Here is a 23,827-nt window from a genome sequence, read left to right as displayed (position 1 = left end):
TCGATCTGCTTATTTAATTGTTAAAGTTCCTGTTGTCTGTAATAGTTTTCTGTATGCCAGTGCAGCATCTGCCTTAGCATTGATCACGCCAACGTTGGCCGCGATCTGAGCGGCGTCTGCATCCAGCAATTCGGTCATGGTTGCAAGACCGTTATCATATTTATTTTTTGTAATTCTATAATTCTCATTAGCTTGTTCAGCAGTTTTTTCGAAAACGACAATTCTCTTTTTTGAATAGTCTGTGTTCTGATATTCTCTGTTCACATCAAGCTTAATGTTGTCATTTAATAATTCATCAGTAGCTGCCAGCTGCTTTTCTCTCGCTTTGTACTGTCTTAATGAAGAATTTTCTTTCCAGATATTGGATAAATTATAAGAAACTCCAATCCCAACATTAACGGCATTGTAGACCGTAAGAAACTTAGGAATATCTGCTGCTACATACCCTCCGGTAAATGCTATAGAAGGAAGGTTTTCTGCTTTTGCCGATTTGGTACCCAATTCTGCTGCTTTTCTCTGTTGTGCTAAAGCCTGTAAGTCTTTACGGTTTTCTCTGGCCTCAGTAACATAGAAATCAACAGGTTTTACCTCTGTTCCTTCTTCAATATAATTCTGATCTACTTCAATCTCAGTTGTTTCAGGAATACCAAGTAATAAATCCATATTGATATTGGCAATATTGTAATTATTTTTAGCTTCCAACAGCTGAAGTTCAATATTTGAAGTCTGAAGATTTGCTTTTAATCTGTCATTTCTGGCAATCAACCCGTTATTTTCCATTTTAAGGAAGGTTTCATCTCTTTTTTGAGAAGCAGACAGGTTTTCTTCAAAAACTTTGATCGCCTGATTGGCTTTAAATAGATTATTATAAGCCTGGGCAACATTATAAGCAATGGCTGTTTTATCGTTCTCAGTACTTAGTTTTGATGCTTCCACCAAATATTTAGCTGATTGTATCCCATATCTGATTCTTCCTCCGCTGTAGATAGGAACGCTAAGATTAGCTGAACCATAAAGCACCTGATGTACTTCAGGACCGCCTGCTCCGCCTGAAAGCCCAGGAAGTTTAATATCAACATTCGGTTTTATCGGAAGGTACATGTAACTACCTGACACTTTCAATTCTGGTAGCTGTCTGTTTTTCGCCTCCAGAAGATCAGCTGTAGCCTCTTCGATCTTGGCTGCATCGATCTTGAGATTCTTGCTGTTCTGGATTCCCAGCTGAACGGCTTCGTCAAGAGAAAGTGTTTTTTTCTCCTGAGCATTTGCATTTGCTATTCCTACGAATAGTGATAATGCAATCACTGAGTTATTTATTCTCTTCATAACCTAAAAGGTCTTTTAGTAAATATTTTATATGTTTATTAAGTTCTGTATAGTATTTTTCGTCAAAAGCCTCCTCATCTTCTGTTTCGTTCAGGAATTCTTTATACATCTCTTTGGCATTGAATGCATAAAACAGAGTTCCGCTTACGGTAGAATGAAGCAGATAAATAGGTGGGTTTTTGGTAAAAATTCCATTTTTAAGACCGCTTTCCAATATTTGTGAATACATAGAAAGGAATCCCATTTTGGTTTGCTTCAAAAACTCTACAATCTGAGGATTCTTACTGTGCAACTGCTCTCGCTGCATAATCCTGTAAAAGCATTTTTGAGTTCGGATCTTGTTAGAAAACTGATCAATTACTCTTTCAATCTTCTGCCATTCGTTGATATCTGTTCTTCCCAAAAGATCTTTTGAAAAAAACTGACCTTCATTCATTCTGTATTCCACTAATTTCTCATAAAGTTTTTCCTTAGAGCCAAAATAATATGAGATCATAGAGATATTTACATGAGCATCTTTTGCTATTTCCCGGGTGGAAGTTCCTTCGAACCCCTTTTCTGCAAAGAGCTTCTCGGCCGCAAATAATATATTTTCTTCTTTTGAAATCATGTTAGTGTTCATTTTTCAGGGCGCAAATTTACATAAGTTTTTGTTAAAATCAAACGATTGATTGATTATTTAATATAGATTTAATTGATTGTAAACAAAAGACTGTTTCTATAATTACATGTAAGAACAACAGACAATCCCCTATTTATAAAAAGAAACCGCAGTAATATCTCTGTTTATCTGAGATTATAGAAATGAATCAAAAAAGAATTACATTGATCAACCTTAGGAATTGAGATCATGAAAAAAATAATTTCAATTGCAACGGTCATTTTTTCACATCGGATTATGCTCAGGAAAAACTTAATGAAGGTAGATGTTGTTCTGTAAAAGATAAAAAAGCAAAGACTGTGACGTAAAAACAAAAACTCCGGTAATGTTACCGGAGTTTTATTATGTGCTTTTGTGAATGTATCTTGATAATTTTATGCCCAGATCGGTCCATACAATTTTAGGATTTCCGTTTCGGGTCAGATGCAGATCTGCGGTATTGATTTCTTCTAAAATACTTTCAATATTAGCTCCGCTGATGAATTTCGAAAATCCTGCCCAGTTGAAGCCATTGGCATTGATCTTTTTATATACCAGATTTTCGGACTGATAATTCTGAAGGAGTGCCAATCTAAAAATTTCAGAACAGTAATTCAGGAAATTCTTCTGTTTTTCTCTGTTCCATCCAGCAATTTCTCTCGCCCAAAGAATAATACTCCTAAGATACTCGGGTTTCTTTTTCACCATAAAGGCATCTCTCACCCATTGTACAAAAAGTTTTTCAAATTCGTTGGTTTTGTCTCCCGAATTAAGAAGCTTTACAGCATCATTCAGATCTCCCTGTGCCTCATGAACAATTTCTCTTATTTTATCTTCTGAAACAGATAATTTCGTTTTAAGATGGCTTTCAATATCTTCATCAGTGATTCTTGGGATTTCTACCACCTGCGTTCTGGAGAGAATAGTAGGAAGTATATCATTTGTACTTTCTGCAGTAAGAAGAATGATCGTTTTGGCTGGCGGTTCTTCCAAAAATTTCAAAAACTTGTTGGAAGCGGCAATATTCATTTTATCGGCTCTCCAGACAATAAGGATTTTGGTTCCTCCTTCATAACTTTTTAGTGAGAATTTTTGATTTTGATCATCAATCTCATCCGCCGAAATAAAAAGCTGTTTATTTTCAGATTCTAAAAAAGCCGTCCAGTCATCATAGCTTGCATAAGGAGAAGCCAGTATCATTTCTCTGAACTCTTCAAATTTATTCTTGCTTAAAGAATTTTTATTATCTGTAAAAACCGGAAAGCTGAAATGCAGGTCCAGGTGATTGAGGTGCTCTACTTTCGCTGCAGCATGTTCATTTTCCTGACTTAAAATTTCCCGTGCATAGGCCAATACCATAGGTAGAGTTCCGTATCCCTCCTTTCCTACAAAAAGTTGGGCATGGCTCACTCTGTTTTCGGCGATGCTTTCTCTAAGAAGTTTTTTCAGATTCGTCTGTCCCGCGATGTTCTCCCAATTCATGTTTCAAAGATAAAAAATCTTATCTCAATTTATAAAATTAAGTCTGCTTAAAATGCATAAAACTCTAGATCATCAATTCCGGAAGGTTCAGAATATCTATTATATGATAGGAAATATCAATAATCTTATTAGAATAAAATTAAAAATTAAATTGTGTAAGATTTAATTTTATCCAATATATTTGTAAAGTAAAATTTCTCGTAAATTACATTACCATATCAAATTATACCTTAATAGTAAAATCATCAACCAATGAATAAAGATTTAGAACAAAAAATCAAAAGTGTATTTCAGGAACAGAAGGCTTTTTTCAAAACGAATCAGACTAAAGATATTGAATTCAGAAAGACCCAGTTAAGAAAATTCCGTGAAGTATTTTTACAGCATACGGATGATCTTTGTGAAGCTTTATCCATCGATTTGGGGAAAAGCAGAAAGGAAGCAGAATATGTGGAAATTCAAATTGTTATCAGTGAACTTGATTATCTTCTTGAGAATATTGATGAGTGGGCAAAACCGACTCCGGTGCTTTCAAAACCACATCCATCAGGAGCAGAAGTTGAGAGCAAGATAACCTATCAACCTTACGGCGTTACTTATATTATTGGCCCATTCAACTACCCTGTTCAGCTGACTTTCAGTCCGCTTATCGGAGCACTGATTGCAGGAAATACGGCTATTATAAAACCTTCGGAAAATACCCCTCACGTGGCAAAAGTTCTTGAGCAAATTGTCAATGAATCTTTTGACGAGTCTTATGTTACAGTTATTCAGGGAGCTATTGAGGAAAACACCCTCTTATTGAGCTTTCCTTTTGATTATATCTTCTTTACAGGAAGTCCGAATGTTGGAAAAATCGTCATGAAAGCTGCTGCAGAGCAATTAATCCCTTTGGCTCTGGAACTTGGAGGAAAATCTCCTACTATTGTTCATAAGGATGCAGATCTGGATAAAGCAGTAGCAAGAATATCCTATGGAAAATGGATCAATTGCGGTCAGACGTGTGTTGCTCCGGACTATATTTATATCCATGAATCTATAAAAGATGCATTTATCGAAAAGTTTAAAGCAAATTTAGAAACCACTTATGAAGGTAACTCTTTAGGGAAAATCGGAAAAATTGTAAGTCAAAACCAGATTAAGCACCTTGCAGGTTACCTGGAAGCAGCTCCTGAAAAGGTGATCTATGGAGGGCATTATGATATTGAAACCCGTCATTTTGAAGCAACTGTAATGGATAATGTTACCTGGGATGATCAGATTATGCAGCAGGAAATTTTTGGTCCTATCCTTCCTATTATGACGTATAATGACATTGAAGAGGCTTTGGAAGAAATCAATAATCGTCCTAAACCGTTGGCTTTATATGTTTTCACGGAAAATCAGGAGTTTGCAGATTATGTTCTCAATCATACGACAAGCGGAGATGCGGAAATCAACAGTACCATCATCCATGTTGGTTCTCACTATTTACCTTTTGGAGGGGTAGGAACTTCAGGAATGGGAAAATATCATGGCAAATTCAGCTTTGAAAGTTTTAGCCACAGCCGTTCTGTTCTTCAGGTAAAATAATAATAGAGATAATACTCTGTATAAACCAAGACTGTTCATCATAGAACAGTCTTTTTTGTATAGCAGAATTACTATTTTTATTGATAAAAATTTGCATTTTTCTTTTAAAGGAAGGCCCTTAACAAACTTTAACCACATATAATTTTTACAATTCATTAATATTTAAGATATTTGCGCATTATTTTAAAAATAAAGAATGAAAAAAATCTTTGTAGTATCATTCATATCAGTTGGATATTTTCTGAATGCACAGAGTCTAAGCAACTCACCTTATGCAACTTATGGAATTGGAGATGTGAAATATGATAATACGATCGAAACTGCTTCTATGGGAGGTATATCCACTGCTTTTATCAGTGATTTTACCAGTAGTTTCAATTTTGCCAACCCGGCGAACAATGCCAATTTCGAACTTACGAGTATCAGATTGGAGGCTACCAATGAAAACAATTATTTCAAATCGAACTTTAACGATATGAAATCTACAAAGCATTCTACGTACCTTTCCAGTATTTCGTTGGCATTTCCGTTATCTTCAAAAGTAAAAATGGGAATTTCTTATCAGCCATACAGTTCTAAAAGCTACGATATCGTAACGGAACAGTTTGCTGAAGATAAGACTCCTCTTTATAGAAATAACTTTAAAGGAAGCGGAACTTTGAACACCGCACAGGTAGCTGTTTCTTATAAAATCAATCAGGAACTTTCTGTGGGAGCAAGAGCTAACCTTTATTTTGGAGATCTTAGTGACCTTAACGAGTTCCGTGCTTATAATGCTGCCACTGGTAGTTATGCTGGGGAATATGTGAATGGTTATCAGACGAAAAACAGAATCAGAAACTTTAACTTTACCCTTGGTACAAGTTATCAGACTTTAAATACACGTACTGACAAGAAGTTTACAGTAGGAGCTACTGCTACATTTGGTAACACGAGTAATATGACTACTGAGTACATCAACAGTACCTACAGATATGCTGATACTCAGGAAACGACAAAGGTTAACGGGTCAGAAACAATTATAGAACAACAGGATACAAAATCTAAAAACCTTCTTCCATTACAGGCCTCTGTAGGGGTTGGATATGGAAGTGAAAACCATTGGTTTGTATCTGGACAGGTTGATTATAAAAAAGGAGAAAACATCGCATATTTTGGTAAAACTTTTGATTTCCAGGATACCTACAGAATTTCTGCCGGTGGATGGTACCTTCCTAACTATAACAACTTCAGAAGCTACTTCTCAAGGGTAGTCTACAGATATGGGGCTTTCTATGAAAGAGGAAATCTTAACCTGGATGGAACGAGCATCAATAAATTCGGTATCTCCGGAGGGGTAATGCTTCCATTCAAAAACAGCAGTATCACCAGAATGAGTGGTCTTGAAATAGGAGTAGAAGTTGGAAAAAGAGGAACTCTTAGCAACAACCTGATCAATCAGAATTTCATCAACCTGAAAATCGGCTTTAATTTTGCTGATAAATGGTTCAGAAAGACTCTTTATAACTAGAATGAATTTTTCAGAAAAAATATCATATAAAAATATAGCATGCCTTTTTAGTTGTGCTATATTTTTTATATTGACATCCTGTGAAGAGGATCTTACCAAAAGAAATGGCAGTCAAAGTAAAAACTTCCCTTCACAGATTATCAACAACGCCAATATTATACAACGCGACTCTGGTTTTGTCACTTTAAAAGCCAAAGCACCGATCATTGAAAAGTATGAGCTTATTGACAGCCCGTATGTTGTAGCCAGAAAAGGAATTGATATCGAGTTCTTTGATAAAAAGAAACCAAAAGTTCCGGGAAGGATTACAGCCAAATACGCCCGAATCTTTGAATACAAAAAATTCTACGAAGCCAAAGGTGATGTAAGAATAAAAACCAATGAAGGACAGAGATTTGCGATGCAGAGTATTTATTGGGATCAAAGAAAGAACAGAATCTATACTAAAGATACGGTGTATGTCACCATGGAAGACGGCTCTACTCTGGTGGGTGCCAATGGAATGACTGCTAAAGATGATTTTTCCGAATATACGTTCTATAACAACTCCGGAGATTTCAGTTCAAAAAGAATTTCCGAGAATAAAAAATAAATCCAAAAAGAATGAAAGCTCTTGCTATTGGACTGATGTCCGGGACGAGTCTGGATGGTTTGGATATCTGTCTTGCAGCATTTGAAAAACAGGACAAATGGACCTTTCAAATCCTGAAAGCCGAGACATTACCTTATTCTGAAGATTGGGAAAACAGACTCAAAAACTCCATTCATCTTTCTGCTGAAGACTTACTGGAACTGCATTCTGAGTATGGTTTTTATCTGGGAGAGCAGGTTAAGGAATTTATTCATCACCATCAGCTTGAAAATATCAGTCTGGTCGCATCCCATGGCCATACCGTTTTTCATCAGCCTCAGAGAAAATTTACACTGCAGATAGGCGACGGCAGAGCAATCAATCTGGAAACCGGATTACCTGTCATCTATGATTTCAGAAGTCAAGATGTCCTGATGAAAGGAAACGGAGCTCCATTGGTTCCTATAGGTGATGAATTGCTTTTTTCAAAATACAGTGCTTGTCTGAATCTTGGTGGATTTTCCAATATCTCTTTACAGTCAGACGGAAAAAGGATCGCTTTTGATATTGCTCCTGTTAATATTGTATTGAATCATTTAGCGAAGAAGCTTCATAAAAGTTTTGATGAAAACGGAGAACTTGCGAAAAAAGGGAAAATACATCAAGCTTTACTTAATGAGCTTAACAACTTAGATTTCTATCAGCAATCACACCCGAAATCATTAGGAATAGAATGGTGTAATCAACATGTATTTCCGGCTCTTGAAAATATCGAAATTCTAGATGCCCTAGCCACTTTTACAGAGCATTGTGCCCAGCAAATCGCTCATGTCATCAATAAGAACAATATAAAAGACATCCTTATCACCGGAGGGGGTGCTTACAATACTTTTTTAATTGAAAAAATAAGAGCAAAAACAAAATCCGAAGTTATCATCCCTGAAAAAGAGATCATCGATTATAAGGAAGCTCTGATCTTCGCCTTTATGGGTGTTTTAAAAATAAATAACGAGGTGAATGTATTGTCTTCCGCCACAGGAAGCTCCTATGATCACTGCTCGGGAATCATAGTTTAAACACATCATCTGATAAAAAACAAAAAACCTTCAAAAATGAAGGTTTTTTTATTATTTATAAGCTTCGATCTTATCGGTAAGCGTATTGATAAAGTTCTGTAATGGTTTTTCTACCATCATTTTGATGAAAGGATTAAATTTCCCTTCAAACAACATCTGAACTTCAGTCTGGTTTTCACTAATTGGGTTTAAAGTTGCTGTTAATGTAAAATCCAAGCTTGAACTTGCAGATCTTAAAACAGCCTTTTGATCATCTACTTCATCTATTTTTAACGCGATTTCCGGCATTCCCTGTAATCCAAATTTAAATCCGTTATCTCTTGTTTCAAACTTTTGAAGACCATCCGGCATAAAATCTTTGTAATTTCCAGGTGATTTTAGCAATTCGGTAAGCTCTTTAGATGATTTATTGACAATAATCTTTCGTCCTTCTAAATTCATTTTTTATTTTTGTATTTAAATTCTTAACTCTTACAAATGTATAAAGTTTTTATCAACGAAAAAAAATTATTAATATCTAAGCATCCTGAAGAACTTGAAAAAAAGCTTGGGTATGAAAATTATACGACTTTAGAGATCGCTCTTGATCTTTTGGAGAATACTTCTGTGCAGGAACTGAATGTATATGGTGAGAATTTGGACGAAATCTGGCAGGAATTCCAAAAGCTTTTCAGAATTATAGAAGCGGCAGGAGGTCTTGTCAATAATCCTGAAGGTAAGATTCTTTTCATCAAAAGACTTGGTAAGTGGGATCTTCCCAAGGGGAAAATGGAAAAAGGAGAATCCAGAGAAGAGTCTGCAGTACGTGAAATAGAAGAAGAAACCGGTCTGAAAGATGTTGAACTTCTAAAGTTCATCAATACCACCTATCATATTTATATAGAAAGAAATGGTGAGAAAATCTTAAAATGCACCCATTGGTTTGAAATGAACTTCGATGGAGAAGACACTTCCACGCCTCAAATAGAAGAGGGCATTACTGAAGTAGCCTGGAAAACGACATCACAGATTGAGAATGAAGTATTTCCGAGCACATTCAAAAATATTCAACTCATTGTACAAGAATTCTGGGATTTGAAAAAATAAGTGATGGGTCCGGAAGTTGGAAGCGTGAAGCCGGAAGTTACTATCCGGCAATCCACTTCATTCGGTGATCATTTATTATAAAGTTGAATAAAGGAGAACAACTCTTCGCTTGTCGTCGGTAACTTCCCTCTCCCAGCTTCCTGCTTCCTGACTCTAAATAAAGTCAATCAGTTTCTCAAGGGCAATTCCTCTGGATCCTTTCAACAATATATTTTCAGATTGAATTTTATTCTGTTTTAAATATTCCATCAATACTGTTGTATTTTCAAAAGCAAGATCTGAAGGATTAACTGCCTTAAAATGCTTTCCTACCGTAATAATTTCATCGAAATTCAGATCCTGAGACAGTTTTAAGATGTTTTGGTGCTCTTTCTCACTTTCATCACCCAGTTCAAGCATATCTCCGATAATAATGGTTTTACGGCCTTCAAAACTGATGAAGTTATTCAATGAAGCAGTCATAGAACTTGGGTTGGCATTATAGGTATCCAGAACCAAGGTTCTCCCCTCTTTTTTCACCACCTGCGATCTCATATTGGTAGGCGTATACAATTCCAGAGCATGTTTTATTTTCTCAAAACTGATTCCGAAATGAAGTCCTAGACTTGCAGCTGCACAAAGATTGGTAAAATTGTATTCTCCTGTCAGTTTTGAAACAGCTTTTACTCCCTGATAAGTTAATCCTATAAAATGTTCTTCCGAAAAAGATTCAAAATTATAATCGGATGCATCTTTTCCAAAGGTAATTTTCGGTGAATAATTTTCCGTTTTTTCAACCTGGATAGGATCATTTTCGTTAACAACGATAGTTTTATGATTACTTTTAAGATAATCATACAGCTCAGACTTTCCTTTGATCACTCCTTCGAAGCCTCCGAATCCTTCTAAATGAGCTTTTCCAAAATTGGTAATATATCCGAAATCAGGTTGTGAGATGGTACACAGAAATTCAATTTCTTTCTGATGATTGGCTCCCATCTCAATGACGGCCATCTCATGTTCAGGCTTAATGGAAAGGATCGTCAAAGGAACTCCGATATGGTTATTCAGGTTTCCGAATGTATACTGAACATTAAACTTTTCTGAAAGAACAGCATGAATCAACTCTTTTGTAGTAGTCTTTCCGTTACTTCCTGTAAGCCCTATAAAAGGAATGGCAAGCCTGCTTCTGTGATAGAGAGAGAGCTGCTGTAAAAACTCAAGGGTAGACGGAACATAGAAAATATTTTTATCTCTGTTTTCAAATTCCGGAAGCTCAACAATCACTGCCAAAGCTCCATCATCTATGGCTTTTTCCGCTAAGGTAGCCGCATTGAAATTCTCACCGGAAAAGGCAAAGAAAATATCATTCTCTGCTATTTTTCTGCTATCAATAGTCACTTTTGCGGCCTGCAGAAATAAAGGATAAAACTGTTCTATATTCATGTGGAAATATATATATATATTTTTAAAGAAGTCATTTGCAATCGCCAAATCTATATGAGTATTTTAGACTTTTTAATCAAAGCGATTTCATGGTTCAAAAATAAAAAAACCTTCCGGAAATCCGGAAGGTTTTTTATAAGTATTTTTTGATAAATATTATCTTCTAGTTCTACTCTTATCGTTCGTTCTAGAATCCTGTGCAACACGGAATCCTACCCAACCATAAGCTCTGTTTTGATTTTTATATCTTCTTTGTCCCGGGTCTAGCCAATAAGCTGTATCCTGCCAAGAACCACCTTTTACTACTCTAACCTCGTTAGAAATTCCAGAAGTTCTTTCTTTAGTATCTTTCTGTAGTTTCACTCTACCCGTTCCATCTACAACGAAACTTGTTTTAGGAGCGTTGTACATATCAAATCCTGCAGCAGAATCTGAAGCTCTGTAATATTCTAAAGAAGATTGTCTGTCACCATCTCTATAGTTTCTATAGTCAGCGATAGTCTGTCTTTCGAATTGTCCAGGAAGTCCTTTATACACTAATCTTCCGTCAGCCAAAGTATCATACTTGATACTACCTTCGTCGATCATTTTATAAGTTCCGTCACCGTTTCTTACGATAGCTTGAGGCATGTTTCCTCTATAGTAGTTGAAATCACTGTAATCCTCATCAATGATAGGTCTGTAAACATCAGCAGTCCATTCTGAAACGTTACCGAACATACCATAAACACCAAGATCATTAGATGGATATTTTCTTACATCAGAAGTTTGTGCAGAACCATCATTCTTCCAACCTGAGATACCAGAATAATCCCCTTTACCCATTTTGAAGTTTTCAAGGAACATTCCTCTGTCTCTTCCTTTAGTACCTCTTAATCTTTCGATTTCAGGTTTTTTACCTAAGTATTGGTTGTATTCTCTGGTTTTAGCCATACCAAGAGCTGCATATTCCCATTCTACTTCAGTAGGAAGTCTGAACTTCTGTACCATTGCAGAATTTGGAGCTCTGTTGGCAGCAAGCAATCTCTGGTTTGTCGTTTTCATACCAGTTTTTTGCTGCATTCTTTTCTCATTAATATATCCTTGCATTTCAGGATCATTCGATTTGAATTTATCCATGTTGAATGCAGTACCTCCTTGGTTATTGGATTCGTTGATATACAAATCTTTAGCAATAATACCAGACTGCATCAAAGCTTTTTCGTTCGCTCTGTCTGTCAGCCATTCACAGTATCTGTTTGCCTGTGTCCAAGAAACTCCTACAACTGGATAGTAATCGAATTCCGGAGAACGCAAATACGTTTCGTTATAATCGTTTCTAGCTAATTTGTTGTCCCATAATAAGGTATCCGGTAAAGCACCGTTATAGATCTCCTTAAAACTCGGGTCACTTGGTGGGAATACATACTTCAACCATGTCAGGTATTCGCGGTATTCGTAGTTAGTAATTTCAGTTTCTCCGATAAAGAATGAACTTACCTGCATTCTGCGAGGTGTGTTATTCCAATCGTGCATAACATCATCTTTCACTAATCCCATCGTAAAAGTTCCACCTTCTACATATACCATTCCAGGCCACCCCTTCTGCTTCTGTTGCTTTCCTGCAAAAAACCAACCTTGTTTCTCGTTTGGTTTCCAACCTGTTTTGCTGACAAATTTTTTGGTACCGCCACCCTTGCTGGTTCCTGATCCGCCACAGCTGGTTAATGCAAGTGTAGAACTTAATGCTATTAATGAAAACAACTTTAGTTTTTTCATAGTTGATATAAATATTTTCAAAGTACAAAGAAAAAATAAATTATTCAATAAATCAAGTAAACATTTGATTTTTTTGAAAAACGTTAACAAATTAATTTTATTGTATCGCAATTTAATTCTAAAATTTTCATTTATTTTGTAATTTAGCAATTTCAATAGTAAACATGAAACGAAAAATTACGCTTTTATCTTTAATCGCTTTTGCATCAACACTTTACGCCCAGAGAAACACCATAGAATGGAGTGGCTCTAAAATTCAGGATTTTGGTGACACAAAATTGAATCTTCCAAATTTTAAAAATGAAGGTTTTTCTTTCAACCAAAATAACGTTTTTATAGTAACCAAGCAAAAAATTGGAGAAAAGCAATTAAAAATTTCAGACCTTGTCTGGGAAAACGTTTCCAATCAGGATTTATTTGAACTTGATAAAGGGAATCTTCCCAATTATGATGTGGCAGATGTTGCCTATTATACTTTAGATGGAGACAGCTATGCAAGTGTGAGTATCGCTTTATTTAAAAATGTAAAAGGCCGTGTTCAGAGATTATCCTCATTTAATGTTTCAGAAGCCTCCGCATTTGTCAATACTACAGGTACTGTCAGTAAAATAGGATCTAATATTAACCCATTATCTAGTGGGAATTTCTACAAAATAAAAGTAGACAAGTCTGGAGTCTTCAAAATTACCTCTCAATTTTTAAAAGATAACGGAATCAATCCTGGTTCTGTAAATCCTAAAAATTTCAGAATCTATGGAAACGGAGGTGTAATGCTTCCTGAGTTTAACCAGGATACGAGATACGGAGCTTTACAGGAAAATGCCATTCAGGTAGTAGGTGAAGATGACGGCGTATGGAATGATAATGATTATGCCCTCTTCTACGCACAGGGACCTGATGGATACAATCTTTATGATACTTCCAACGGAAATGGTTTTAAAAGAAAGGATACCCGATTCAGCGAAAGAAGCAATAATGTCAAAAATATATATGAGGATTTCTCTTATTACTATATCAACTTTGACAAAGGTTCCGGTAAAAGGGTTCCGACGATTGATGGAACTCTTCCTGCCCAGGTAATTACAAGATACGACAATTATCAGGTGATCAACAAGGATCAGAAAAACCTGTTGAAAGTGGGTAGAACATGGGTAGAAGATACTCCTTTCAACAATGAAAAAACAATAACATTTGCTACCAATTCGCCCATACAGGCGAATGATGTTGTACGATACAGAACACAAGTGGTTGCTTATAATTCTCAACAGAATACAATTGATTTTAAGATCAATAATTTAAATCCGCACACACTACAAATAATCCCTTCAGATACATCATCATATCAGTATACCTTCTATCCTGTAACCTATACAGGTTCTCTTACCAATCTTACCGGGAACCAGATTACAATGGTTTTGAACCCTGATATTTCTAAAAACCCTAACGGAACTTTCTATTTTGATTATGTAGAAGTTCAGTATAAGGAAAATCTGGCTTTCAATGGTTCACAGATGAATTTCAGAGATTATTCGATTGTAAGTGGAAGCAATACAGATTATGGTTTCAGCATTAGCAACGCGGCTAATATTGAACAGGTATGGGATGTAACGGATATTACAAATGCTACTAAAAGGGTAAATAAAGGAGGAGCTGGCTCTTTCAACTTTGCCTATACTGCTGCTGATCAGAATTTCAATAATGAATTTGTGGCTTTCCGTGCCGATGCTGCTTTCAGTCCTCAGTTTGTAGGAAGAATTTCAAATCAGAATCTTTCTGCTTTACAAAATGTAGATTACCTTATCCTTACTGTACCTGAAATGATGGGCCAGGCACAAAGACTTGCCAGTTATCATCAGACTAATCATAATTATAAGGTAGAAATTGTAGACGTTAACAAGATCTATGAGGAATATGGCAGTGGAAGCAAAGACCTTACTGCTGTAAGAGATTTTGTAAGCAAGCTTAATACTCCTCTAGGGAGACTTCAGTATGTATTTATTCTGGGGGATGCCTCATTTGATTATAAGAATAGAGTTCCGAATAATACAAACGTTGTTGCCAGCTACCAGAGTGAGCAGTCTTCAGATTATGTATCATCATTTGTAACGGATGATTATATTGTAATGACTAAGCCACAGACTACATTATTAATTGAAAATAATTTACCGGATCTGCCAGTGGGTAGAATTCCTGCTGCGAATACCAGTGAAGCCGGAGATATGATCAATAAAACGCTGGCTTATTATAATTCTCTTCAGGGACAATCAAGTCCTTTCGGAGACTGGCGTATGAGACTTGACTTCGTAGTGGATGATAATAACGAAGGAGGAAGTCCTTTCCACAATGTTATGAACAACTCTCTGGTTAGTATATTTGAACAACCTGGTCAGGTAGATCTGAAAGAATATAATGTTAAAAAATTATATCTGGATGCCTTTACCGCTCAGAGTACATCCGGAGGTAGAAGATATCCGCAGGTAAACCAGGCTATTTCCAATGCTATCGGAAACAGCTTATACCTTTTCTATTTCGGACACGGAGGAATCAACGGTTGGGCACAGGAAAGAGTATTGACAAGTACTGAGGTTCAGAATGCCAATAACTTCTCCAATGTATACAGCAGATTCCCGTTTGTATCCACCATCACCTGTGAATTTACTTTATGGGATGAGCCTTCAACCAACTCTGTAGGAGAACAGTTTATTAAAATGAAACAGGGAGGTGCATCAACAATGATTACTTCCAGCCGTGCCATTGGGGTAGATTACGGACGTGACTTCACCAATACATTGACTCAAAATATATTTAAGCTAACCAACGACGATTTCAACTCCTTAGGAAATGCTCATTTAATTGCTAAAAAACAAAAGGGACCCAACAATAATCACTTAAAGGTAAACTTATTGGGTGACCCCGCTATGAAACTGAGCAGACCACAAAGACTTCTGATCATTGATAATATTGAAACCCCTGTTCCGGGATTGATAAGAGGGTTAGATTTTGTTAAAATAAAAGGACACGTCAATAATACGAACGGAACATTGAACAGTACCTTCAACGGAAAGGTCAGCATCAATATTTTCGATAAGAGATTAAATAAGAAAACTTTAAATAACAATGGAGTTTTATCTCCTGTATTAGATTACACTGAAGAAGGAAGCGCCATTGTAAAAGCTGCCGGAACTGCTGTGAACGGTGTATTCACTGCCGAATTCTACGTTCCTAAAGACATCAACTACGCAGTAGGTCAGGGAAGAATACTAGCCTACGCAGACAACAAGTCTACGGATGTTTTCAACAACCAGGCTGTACAGGTAGGTGATATCAACCCTAACGGAATTAATGATAACCAGCCGCCAAAGGTAAAACTGTATATGAATAACACCAACTTTGCAGATGGTGGAATTACCAATCAGAACCCTATGCTTCTGGCTTGTCTTACAGATGATACAGGAATTAATTCAACCGGATCAGGAGTCGGTCACGATATTACCGTATACCTTGACGGGCAGATTATCAATACTGTTGTTTTGAATGATTTTTATGCTCCGGGAGAAGGAAACGGATGTTTAAACCCAAGTCTTGCCGACTATCAGAAAGGAAATGTAACCTATCCTTTCAGAAATATGGCAATCGGACAACACCAATTGACATTTAAAGTTTGGGACATAAACAATAATTCAACAAGTGCTACGTTAAATTTTGAAGTTAAGGATGAATCTGACCAGCACCTGACGATCAACCGTCCGCTGAACTGGCCAAATCCATTTACAAATAAAACATATATTCAGTTTGAACACAATTGTGATGATATTCTGGATGTGAACGTACAGATTTATACAATAACGGGAAGATTGGTAAGAACTTTATCACAACCGGTGGTGGCAGAACCGTTCCTACAGGGCTTTAGAACCCCTCGTCAGGCAATAGAATGGGACGGAAGAGATGATTTTGGTGCTACTGTTGCAAAAGGTACGTATATTTTTAAGATATTTGCAAAAAGTCAAAATCAAGAAAAATGCAAAGGAAGTGCTACAGCTGTAGAAAAAATGGTACTTTTGAAATAATTAAATAATACATAGACAATAATATTAACAAAAAACTGATAATATATAAAAGACAACATATGAATTTAACTACTAAACTGCTTTTAGGATTTGGTTTGAGTGCTGGTTTTTTAGGCTATTCGCAAGATTTAGGTAAAGTAAACCCAGTTCTTACCGGAGCTCCTTTCCTAAGAATTGCTCCTGATGCGAGATCGGGAGGTATGGGAGATCAAGGGGTGGTAACCTCTCCGGATGCATTTTCTCAATTCTGGAATGCGGCTAAATATCCTTTCAGCAGAACAAGTTCTTCCGTAGGTCTTAACTATACACCTTACATGGGAAAACTTACCAATGATGTATTCTTATTATATGCTTCGTTCCACAAGTTCTTGGGGCAGGAAGAAAGATCTACAATTTCTGCAAGTATCTATTATTTCAACATGGGACAGGTAGACCTGACTCAGTTGGTAGGTACAGAAATTGCATCAATGGGTACCTCAAAACCAAACGAATTCTCAATTGACGTTGCCTACGCTTTGAAGCTTTCTGATTCATTCTCTGGTGCTGTTACCGGTAGATTCATCCGTTCAGACTTAGCCGGAGGATTCAACACAGATACTACACTTAAGGCTGCAAACAGTTTTGCAGTAGACGTTTCAGGATACTATACTTCTCCAAGATTCTCCAGTATTGGTGGATATGATGGGAAGGTAAATGCAGGTTTGGCGATTCAGAACTTAGGTCCGAAACTGGATTATACAGGAAATGAAGAATCAAGATCTTATCTTCCGACTATGGCAAGATTAGGGGTTGGATATGACATGTACCTGGATGATATGAACAGAGTAGGAATCTCTGTAGAAGGTTCAAAACTTTTGGTTCCTGGATCTGAATATGCAGGAATAGACCCTAATACAAGACAGCCTATTTATCAAATTCCTAACGTAGGGCCAATGGCTGGTATTGGAAAATCTTTCAAAAACAAAAATAGTATCATGTACAGTGGTGCTTTAGAATATTCTTATGACAATGCTTTTTCTGTAAGAGGAGGTTACTTCCATGAAAGTGAAGAGCAGGGAGCAAGACAGTTTGCAACAGCGGGTGTTGGACTAAGATACCGTTCTTTCGGACTTGATCTTTCTTACCTGATCAATATGTCTAAAATCAACAGTGCATTGGATAATACTCTTCGTTTCGGTCTTACCTGGAACATTGGAGAAGAAACATCCAATAACGATCGTTAATAAAAGCAACAGCTATACAAAAAAGCCTCATACATTGTAATGAGGCTTTTTTTTGTCAATTTATTTTTATACTGCAACAATTGATTATTCACCTTTAAATAATTGAATGGTATAATCAAGAAGTCTTCCATCCCCATAATCTCCATGTCCGGGAACGACGATTTTCACATTGGGATATTCTTTTTTTACTTTTTCAACGGTATTGGACCACGCAGAAACATTGGCGTCTCCCAAATATCCTTTGCCAGCCTCAAGTTCTTTCAACAAACAGCCTCCAAACAGAATATTTTCACTTGGAAAATACCCCACTGCATTATCCTTTGTATGCCCTTCCCCAAAAAATTTTGCAGTGACCTCTTTATCTCCTACTTTCAAAACAACTGCATCATTGAAACTGTTTTCAGGAATGACAAAATTATTTTCTTTGGCCAGTTCAATTGTTTTAGCATATGAATAAGAAGGAATATTATTCTTGTGGAATGCCATCAATCCACCTAAACTATCATCATGAAAATGGGTAGGAACCACCGCATTGATTTTTGCATGGAGTTTTTCAGTAATCCATTTAATCAGCTCCTCAGAACTTTTATCATTAGTAGGAGTATCAAAAACGATAGTTTCATCCCGATCTTTTACAATCAATCCGTTACAAGGGACATTTCCGAAATCATTGGTCTGCTTAAAGGAAGTATGAATAAAAGAATGTTCTGAAATCTGAGTAATGATCAGAGTATTGGATTTATAAATTTCTTTTGCTTTAAAAGGATTTTTATTCCGCGAACTGCAGCTTAGAATAATGAAAGACAATAAAATGACAACTATATTATTACTACTAATTTTCATGAGCCTGAATATTTAAGAGTTGAGATAAGCTAAGGTAAGAATTCATAAAACATGATTAGTCAGCGGAAATGTTAAAGTGAATCCTCAATCTGCTTTTTCTTGTCTCTTTATTTTTAAACACTCAATAACGCTCATTAAAAAAATATAATATTTAAGTTTACAAAAGTCTCTTTTTTATGGCGCTTTTCTTAAATTCAATAGCTATTTTTGTAATATGAACTATTCGGCGGAACTAAAAAAATTTGTAACCAGTCAGTATGTATATTCTGCCATCAGAATTACATTAGCTACTGTTCTGCCTTGTCTAGTCCTCGCCCACTTCGGGATTTTAAAAGAATACTTCCTCTTCCCTCTCGGAACCAGCTTTGTAGCCCTTACGGATCAGCCCGGTCCGTTTATCCGAAGAAGAAATGCCCTTACCTTTGCGATCTTCTGTTTTGTTTTTGTCGCACTCATTGCAAGTCTTGTGATGAATATTAAGCTATTGGTCCTTCTTGAGGTTATCGTATTCGGGATGTTTTTCTCACTCATTGGAGTGTATGGTCAAAGACTGGCTGCTGTAGGCTCATTATCCCTGGTTGTTCTTGCGATCTTTATTGACGGGCATCTTACGGGAAGTAATATCTTTAAAAGCCTGCTGATCTTTGCTTCAGGCTGTATCTGGTTTTTACTCATATTCCTTATCGTAACCACCATACGTCCTTATAAACTGGCGAGTCAGATGATTGGAGAAAATTATCTTCAGCTGGCTGAATTTTTAAAGATTAAAGCCAATTATTACCAGAAGAATCCAGATTTTAATAAACTGACCACTCAGGTAATTGCAAAACAGATTGCAATAAAAAACCTGCAGGAAGATACCCGGGAAACGGTTTTTAAAACGAGAACCATCGTCAATGAATCTACAACCACCAGCCGCTTATTGATGCTGATGTTCCTAAATTCTATGGATCTTCATGAAAAGCTGATGACTTCTGAAAGTGACTATCAGAAACTGCAGCAGAGTTTCGAAGACAGTATGATTCTGGTGAATATTCATGATTATCTCAATCTTTTGGCAGAAGAGATTACCAATATAGGAATCGCCCTTCAAAGTGGAACCAGAGCAAAACCGCTGTCTGATCTGGAACTGGAATTAAAGAACTTAAATTATAATTATTTCGAGCTTAGAAATAAACAACTGTCTTCCGACAACCTGGAAAACTTCATGATTCTGCGTCAGATCCTGATGCGTATCTATGAAATCACGAAAGAAATCAACGAGATCTATAAAGTATTTTCTCAGAATATAAAACTGGCGAAGAGTTTATCCACAGGATTAGATTTGAAAAAATTTATGCCTAATGAGCCTAAACTTAATGCCAAGGTTTTAAGAAATAATATTTCATTATCATCTTCCCATTTCCGTCACGCCATAAGAATTACAACCGCTTTATTGTTGGGGTACCTTTTCTCTATGTTCGATCTTCTGGGACTGGGACATACTTACTGGATATTAATTACCATTACGGCTATTTTAAAACCTGCTTATTCCATTACAAAACAGCGAAATCTTCTTCGTCTCTATGGAACCATTGCGGGAGCAACGATTGCTTACGTTATTCTGCATTTCATCCATATTAACGGAGTATTACTGGCTATTCTGCTCATCAGTATGATCATGTGTTTCAGCTTTTTGAAAGGACGGTATTTCTGGGCGGTATTATTCATGACTATTTATGTTTTCCTGAGTTTTAATTTTTTAAATCCCGGAAAAGTCAATATCATTTTTAAAGACAGAATCGTTGATACAGCGATTGCGGGAATCATTGCTTTTGTGGTGTCTTATATTGTATTGCCGGTCTGGGAACATACCCAAAATCTGGATCTGATGAAAAAGTCTGCTGCAGACAACCTTATCTATTTCCAGAGTGTAATTTCTAAATTCTTAGAAGGAAATTTTGACCTTGAGGAGTATAAAGTAAAAAGAAAAAATGCCATCATATCTTTGGCCAATCTTTCCGATAATTTTCAGAGAATGATTTCTGATCCTAAAAATCAGCAGAAAAAACTGGAAGTGGTGCATCAGTTTGTGGCAACCTCCCATTTGATCACAGCCTATACTGCTTCGTTATCTCAATACTCAAAAAGTAATGAGGTATATCCTGAAATAGATGCTGAAAGCTGGAGCAGAAAAATTGAAGCAGAAATGCAGCAAACCTCTACCCTTCTCAACGGTAATGACGTGAACGAAACCCTGAAAATGGAAAGCCGTCTTGAGCCGGAAGATTCTTCCATTGAAGATATGCTGTTGAAAAGAAAAACCGAGATTGAAGAAAATGACATCGTTGACAGAAGAGATCCTGATAAAATATCACATTTGACGGAGCTTAAAAATATCCACGATATTCTGGAGCTGATCTATGATGTCGCAAAAGAACAGAGAAAGGTTATCGAAAAATACAAAAACGAAACAGAGCCTACTCCTCCACAATCGTAAAGCAGTAGTCATCAAAAAACTCTACCCTGGCCTTGAATTCATCTGAAAACTGATCGTCATATACACGACAGCTTATTTTATGAAGATGCTTCAGCTCAAAAGGTTTCACCTCATAATTCTTCTTTAAAGACCAATATTTTGAGTGATGAATTTTGTACATGCTTTCCTTTACACTCCATATAATGGTGTAAAAAGTATCGGCTTTATCTTCGGGAATGAATCCGCGCTCATTTTCATAGGTGAATTTATCGATTACCCTTAAAATCTTAGGGTTGAATTTTTCGACATCAATCCCTATTTTATTTTTAGAAATGGCTATGGCAGCAAAAGGAAAAGAATGCGTAATGGAAATTTCCGCATCGTTGGGAGCAAGAAAAGGTTCTCTTTCTTTATATAAAATTTTAGAATGAGGTTTTAGTCCTTTCAGGAGTTTACGGACCATCAGGACTTCAAGGAGTTTCTTAGGATGATAATCTTTCACCTTTTCAGCATTCTCCGGCTCCAGAAGTTCGTTGATATCAAGCTCTTCATCCTCATCATATTTCCAAACAAGGATCGTGGCATTATCATCTGAAAAATCTCTGTAAAGGGGCATTCTTTTTTTATTGGACAAAAATACTAAAAAGAAACCATTAGTGGAAAAGAAGAAACGAAGATGGAAGCTGGAGGATGGAAGTTGCTACTCGTTATAAAAATAAATTCTTTGTTTGATTAATCTTTATAAACCTTAAGCCTCCTTCTTCCAGCTCCCAGCTTATTTATTTAGATTGGTGATTCGCATCATTTCTATGCTCTACAATGTCAAGTTTGGCATCTACAAAATAAGCACTTCCAAATCCGTTCACATAAGATCCTTTTACAGGCTGCAAAGCAATTAAAATAAAATCTCCCATTCCGGAAATGACATCCACTACTTTTCCGTGAGTTTCTTTTAATTTAGCCACTACATCATTCCATACTTCAGAATCTCTTTCAATTTGAGAAGGTGCTGCTTCAATAGTCAGACGCTCGCGGGCATAGATCTGTTTGGTCGCAGATTCGTCTTCAATAAACATGATAGAAGCATTTCTTCCATCAGCAAGGTTTTTTGTATGTTTTGCCATGAAAGATACCAGGATATAAAACGTCTGTTCCACCTGTACAAAAGGGGCATAGCTGGAATTAGGAATTCCTTCAGCATCCACTGTAGCCAGGATAATACTTTTGGAAGCATTGATGAGCTCCTGTACTTTTGGAGCAATAGGCTTAGCACTCTTTTCTGTATGAGTATGATTCATAATATATATATTTTTTTATCCGCTAAAATTAACTATTTATATTAAGACTAAATAATATTAACTTATGTTTAATCTCATAAACCTGAACTTAATTTTGCCGTTTTTATATCTTAATTATTAATCGTAATTTTGCCTTTCGTTATCAATTGAATTTAAAAACTATTCATTACATATGAGTACTACAACACAATACGTTCCTTACAAAGTTAAGGATATCTCCCTTGCAGAATGGGGTAGAAAAGAAATTACCCTTGCAGAAGCAGAAATGCCTGGTTTGATGTCTATCCGTGAAGAATACGGACCCTCTCAGCCACTGAAAGGAGCAAGAATCGCAGGATGTCTTCACATGACTATCCAGACGGCTGTGCTTATCGAGACATTGGTCGCTTTAGGAGCTGAAGTTACCTGGTCATCTTGTAATATTTTCTCTACACAGGACCATGCTGCTGCGGCTATTGCTGCTGCTGGAATCCCGGTTTATGCTTGGAAAGGTTTAAATGAAGAGGATTTTGACTGGTGTATTGAGCAGACTTTATTCTTCGGTGAAGACAGAAAGCCATTAAACATGATTTTGGATGATGGTGGAGATTTAACAAACATGGTTTTCGATAAATACCCTGAATTCACAAAAGATATCAAAGGTCTTTCTGAAGAAACTACGACAGGAGTACACAGACTGTACGAAAGAATGAAGAACGGAACTTTGGTAATGCCTGCTATCAACGTAAATGATTCAGTAACTAAGTCTAAATTCGACAACAAATACGGATGTAAAGAATCTGCTGTAGATGCAGTAAGAAGAGCTACAGACGTAATGTTGGCTGGAAAAAGAGTGGTAGTTTGCGGATACGGAGACGTAGGTAAAGGTACGGCTGCTTCATTCAGAGGAGCTGGTTCTATCGTTACTGTTACAGAAATCGATCCAATCTGTGCGCTTCAGGCTGCAATGGACGGTTACGAAGTAAAAAGATTAGATACAGTGGTAGATAATGCTGATATCGTTATCACAACTACAGGTAACTTTAATATCGTTAGAGGGGAACATTTCCTTAAAATGAAAGATAAAGCTATCGTTTGTAACATCGGTCACTTCGACAATGAAATCGATATGGCTTGGTTAAACCAAAACTATGGTCAGACTAAATCTGAAGTGAAGCCTCAGGTTGATATCTATACTATTGAAGGAAAAGAAGTAATTATCCTTGCAGAAGGTAGATTGGTAAACTTAGGATGTGCTACAGGTCACCCAAGTTTTGTAATGTCTAACTCTTTCTCGAACCAGACTTTGGCTCAGATCGAATTATGGAACAACTCTGCTGCTTATGGAAACGAAGTATATATGCTTCCTAAGCACTTAGATGAGAAAGTAGCTGCTTTACACCTTAAGAAATTAAGCGTTGAGCTGGAAACTCTTTCTCCTGAGCAGGCTGAATATATCGGAGTAGACGTAAAAGGGCCATTCAAGCCTGAATACTACAGATACTAGGATCTA

At 36.5% G+C, this 23,827-nt stretch carries 18 protein-coding genes; 9 read left to right on the top strand and 9 right to left on the bottom strand.

The features are described 5' to 3' along the window. Window positions 1-9: 9 nt before the first annotated feature. The 3 genes from C1634_RS04660 to C1634_RS04650 form a co-directional block, all read right to left on the bottom strand. Window positions 10-1,326, bottom strand: coding sequence for a TolC family protein (locus tag C1634_RS04660; protein ID WP_103233039.1), 1,317 nt, complete (start codon window positions 1,324-1,326; stop codon window positions 10-12). After that, window positions 1,310-1,948, bottom strand: a complete 639-nt coding sequence (locus tag C1634_RS04655; protein WP_109737965.1) for a TetR/AcrR family transcriptional regulator — start codon at window positions 1,946-1,948, stop codon at window positions 1,310-1,312. The genes C1634_RS04660 and C1634_RS04655 overlap by 17 nt, the downstream gene beginning before the upstream one ends. 381 nt (window positions 1,949-2,329) lie before the next feature. Then, entirely contained in the window at window positions 2,330-3,448 is a 1,119-nt protein-coding gene (locus tag C1634_RS04650; RefSeq protein WP_103232936.1) for a DNA polymerase III subunit, read from the bottom strand. A gap of 252 nt (window positions 3,449-3,700) precedes the next feature. Between C1634_RS04650 and mdlD the strand changes: the two genes are divergently transcribed. The 4 genes from mdlD (at window position 3,701) to C1634_RS04630 (ending at window position 8,177) form a co-directional block, all read left to right on the top strand. Next, window positions 3,701-5,020: an NAD(P)-dependent benzaldehyde dehydrogenase MdlD gene (gene mdlD / locus C1634_RS04645; RefSeq protein ID WP_103232935.1), complete on the top strand. Its 1,320-nt coding sequence runs from the start codon at window positions 3,701-3,703 to the stop codon at window positions 5,018-5,020. Window positions 5,021-5,216: 196 nt separating this feature from the next. After that, a complete protein-coding gene (locus C1634_RS04640; protein ID WP_103232934.1) occupies window positions 5,217-6,530 on the top strand; it encodes a hypothetical protein in 1,314 nt (437 codons plus the stop codon). A 1-nt stretch (window position 6,531) separates the two neighbouring features. Further along, window positions 6,532-7,122 (top strand): LPS export ABC transporter periplasmic protein LptC, encoded by a 591-nt coding sequence (lptC, locus tag C1634_RS04635; RefSeq protein WP_103232933.1) that lies wholly within the window; start codon window positions 6,532-6,534, stop codon window positions 7,120-7,122. Window positions 7,123-7,133: 11 nt separating this feature from the next. Continuing rightward, the gene (locus tag C1634_RS04630; RefSeq protein WP_103232932.1) at window positions 7,134-8,177 is read left to right on the top strand and encodes an anhydro-N-acetylmuramic acid kinase; all 1,044 of its coding nucleotides are present in this window, start codon (window positions 7,134-7,136) and stop codon (window positions 8,175-8,177) included. Window positions 8,178-8,228: 51 nt separating this feature from the next. Here C1634_RS04630 and C1634_RS04625 read toward each other — a convergent pair whose 3' ends face one another. After that, on the bottom strand, window positions 8,229-8,618 hold the full coding sequence (locus C1634_RS04625; protein ID WP_103232931.1) for an orotate phosphoribosyltransferase: 390 nt from the start codon (window positions 8,616-8,618) through the stop codon (window positions 8,229-8,231). A gap of 36 nt (window positions 8,619-8,654) precedes the next feature. Here C1634_RS04625 and C1634_RS04620 point away from each other — a divergent pair, with 36 nt between their 5' ends. Further along, window positions 8,655-9,263 (top strand): NUDIX hydrolase, encoded by a 609-nt coding sequence (locus C1634_RS04620; protein WP_103232930.1) that lies wholly within the window; start codon window positions 8,655-8,657, stop codon window positions 9,261-9,263. A 153-nt stretch (window positions 9,264-9,416) separates the two neighbouring features. Here C1634_RS04620 and C1634_RS04615 read toward each other — a convergent pair whose 3' ends face one another. Beyond that, a complete protein-coding gene (locus tag C1634_RS04615; RefSeq protein ID WP_103232929.1) occupies window positions 9,417-10,688 on the bottom strand; it encodes a UDP-N-acetylmuramoyl-tripeptide--D-alanyl-D-alanine ligase in 1,272 nt (423 codons plus the stop codon). 156 nt (window positions 10,689-10,844) lie between these two features. Continuing rightward, window positions 10,845-12,446, bottom strand: coding sequence for a gliding motility lipoprotein GldJ (gldJ, locus tag C1634_RS04610; RefSeq protein WP_103232928.1), 1,602 nt, complete (start codon window positions 12,444-12,446; stop codon window positions 10,845-10,847). Window positions 12,447-12,610: 164 nt separating this feature from the next. Between gldJ and porU the strand changes: the two genes are divergently transcribed. Then, window positions 12,611-16,513 carry a type IX secretion system sortase PorU gene (gene porU / locus C1634_RS04605; RefSeq protein ID WP_109737964.1) on the top strand — a complete coding sequence of 1,301 codons (3,903 nt, stop codon included), beginning with the start codon at window positions 12,611-12,613 and terminating at the stop codon, window positions 16,511-16,513. A gap of 59 nt (window positions 16,514-16,572) precedes the next feature. Next, the gene (gene porV, locus C1634_RS04600; protein ID WP_034699905.1) at window positions 16,573-17,736 is read left to right on the top strand and encodes a type IX secretion system outer membrane channel protein PorV; all 1,164 of its coding nucleotides are present in this window, start codon (window positions 16,573-16,575) and stop codon (window positions 17,734-17,736) included. Between the two features lie 84 nt (window positions 17,737-17,820). Here porV and blaCHM read toward each other — a convergent pair whose 3' ends face one another. Continuing rightward, window positions 17,821-18,579 carry a CHM family subclass B1 metallo-beta-lactamase gene (blaCHM, locus tag C1634_RS04595; protein ID WP_103232925.1) on the bottom strand — a complete coding sequence of 253 codons (759 nt, stop codon included), beginning with the start codon at window positions 18,577-18,579 and terminating at the stop codon, window positions 17,821-17,823. Window positions 18,580-18,793: 214 nt separating this feature from the next. On the opposite strand from blaCHM, the gene C1634_RS04590 reads away from it, so the two are divergent. Beyond that, complete coding sequence (locus C1634_RS04590) at window positions 18,794-21,058, top strand: FUSC family protein (RefSeq protein WP_109737963.1); 2,265 nt, start codon at window positions 18,794-18,796, stop codon at window positions 21,056-21,058. Here the strand turns inward: C1634_RS04590 and C1634_RS04585 are convergent. Further along, a complete protein-coding gene (locus C1634_RS04585) occupies window positions 21,039-21,653 on the bottom strand; it encodes a 4'-phosphopantetheinyl transferase family protein (RefSeq protein ID WP_103234621.1) in 615 nt (204 codons plus the stop codon). The two genes, C1634_RS04590 and C1634_RS04585, sit on opposite strands and share 20 nt — an antisense overlap. A 163-nt stretch (window positions 21,654-21,816) precedes the next feature. Further along, entirely contained in the window at window positions 21,817-22,335 is a 519-nt protein-coding gene (locus C1634_RS04580) for a HugZ family pyridoxamine 5'-phosphate oxidase (protein WP_103234620.1), read from the bottom strand. A gap of 172 nt (window positions 22,336-22,507) precedes the next feature. On the opposite strand from C1634_RS04580, the gene ahcY reads away from it, so the two are divergent. Beyond that, on the top strand, window positions 22,508-23,821 hold the full coding sequence (ahcY, locus tag C1634_RS04575) for an adenosylhomocysteinase (protein ID WP_103234619.1): 1,314 nt from the start codon (window positions 22,508-22,510) through the stop codon (window positions 23,819-23,821). Window positions 23,822-23,827: the final 6 nt, after the last annotated feature.

Origin of the sequence: Chryseobacterium viscerum (assembly GCF_002899945.2) — a bacterium.
GTDB lineage: Bacteria > Bacteroidota > Bacteroidia > Flavobacteriales > Weeksellaceae > Chryseobacterium > Chryseobacterium viscerum.
This window is presented reverse-complemented; position numbering and strand designations above follow the sequence as displayed.

Coding starts and splice junctions, on each gene's coding strand:
- C1634_RS04580 (WP_103234620.1), bottom strand. CDS start 22,335: ATGAATCATACTCATACAGAAAAGAGTGCTAAGCCTATTGCTCCAAAA.
- C1634_RS04640 (WP_103232934.1), top strand. CDS start 5,217: ATGAAAAAAATCTTTGTAGTATCATTCATATCAGTTGGATATTTTCTG.
- C1634_RS04625 (WP_103232931.1), bottom strand. CDS start 8,618: ATGAATTTAGAAGGACGAAAGATTATTGTCAATAAATCATCTAAAGAG.
- C1634_RS04620 (WP_103232930.1), top strand. CDS start 8,655: ATGTATAAAGTTTTTATCAACGAAAAAAAATTATTAATATCTAAGCAT.
- porV (WP_034699905.1), top strand. CDS start 16,573: ATGAATTTAACTACTAAACTGCTTTTAGGATTTGGTTTGAGTGCTGGT.
- C1634_RS04585 (WP_103234621.1), bottom strand. CDS start 21,653: ATGCCCCTTTACAGAGATTTTTCAGATGATAATGCCACGATCCTTGTT.
- lptC (WP_103232933.1), top strand. CDS start 6,532: ATGAATTTTTCAGAAAAAATATCATATAAAAATATAGCATGCCTTTTT.
- blaCHM (WP_103232925.1), bottom strand. CDS start 18,579: ATGAAAATTAGTAGTAATAATATAGTTGTCATTTTATTGTCTTTCATT.
- C1634_RS04660 (WP_103233039.1), bottom strand. CDS start 1,326: ATGAAGAGAATAAATAACTCAGTGATTGCATTATCACTATTCGTAGGA.
- gldJ (WP_103232928.1), bottom strand. CDS start 12,446: ATGAAAAAACTAAAGTTGTTTTCATTAATAGCATTAAGTTCTACACTT.
- porU (WP_109737964.1), top strand. CDS start 12,611: ATGAAACGAAAAATTACGCTTTTATCTTTAATCGCTTTTGCATCAACA.
- C1634_RS04615 (WP_103232929.1), bottom strand. CDS start 10,688: ATGAATATAGAACAGTTTTATCCTTTATTTCTGCAGGCCGCAAAAGTG.
- C1634_RS04590 (WP_109737963.1), top strand. CDS start 18,794: ATGAACTATTCGGCGGAACTAAAAAAATTTGTAACCAGTCAGTATGTA.
- ahcY (WP_103234619.1), top strand. CDS start 22,508: ATGAGTACTACAACACAATACGTTCCTTACAAAGTTAAGGATATCTCC.
- mdlD (WP_103232935.1), top strand. CDS start 3,701: ATGAATAAAGATTTAGAACAAAAAATCAAAAGTGTATTTCAGGAACAG.
- C1634_RS04655 (WP_109737965.1), bottom strand. CDS start 1,948: ATGAACACTAACATGATTTCAAAAGAAGAAAATATATTATTTGCGGCC.
- C1634_RS04630 (WP_103232932.1), top strand. CDS start 7,134: ATGAAAGCTCTTGCTATTGGACTGATGTCCGGGACGAGTCTGGATGGT.
- C1634_RS04650 (WP_103232936.1), bottom strand. CDS start 3,448: ATGAATTGGGAGAACATCGCGGGACAGACGAATCTGAAAAAACTTCTT.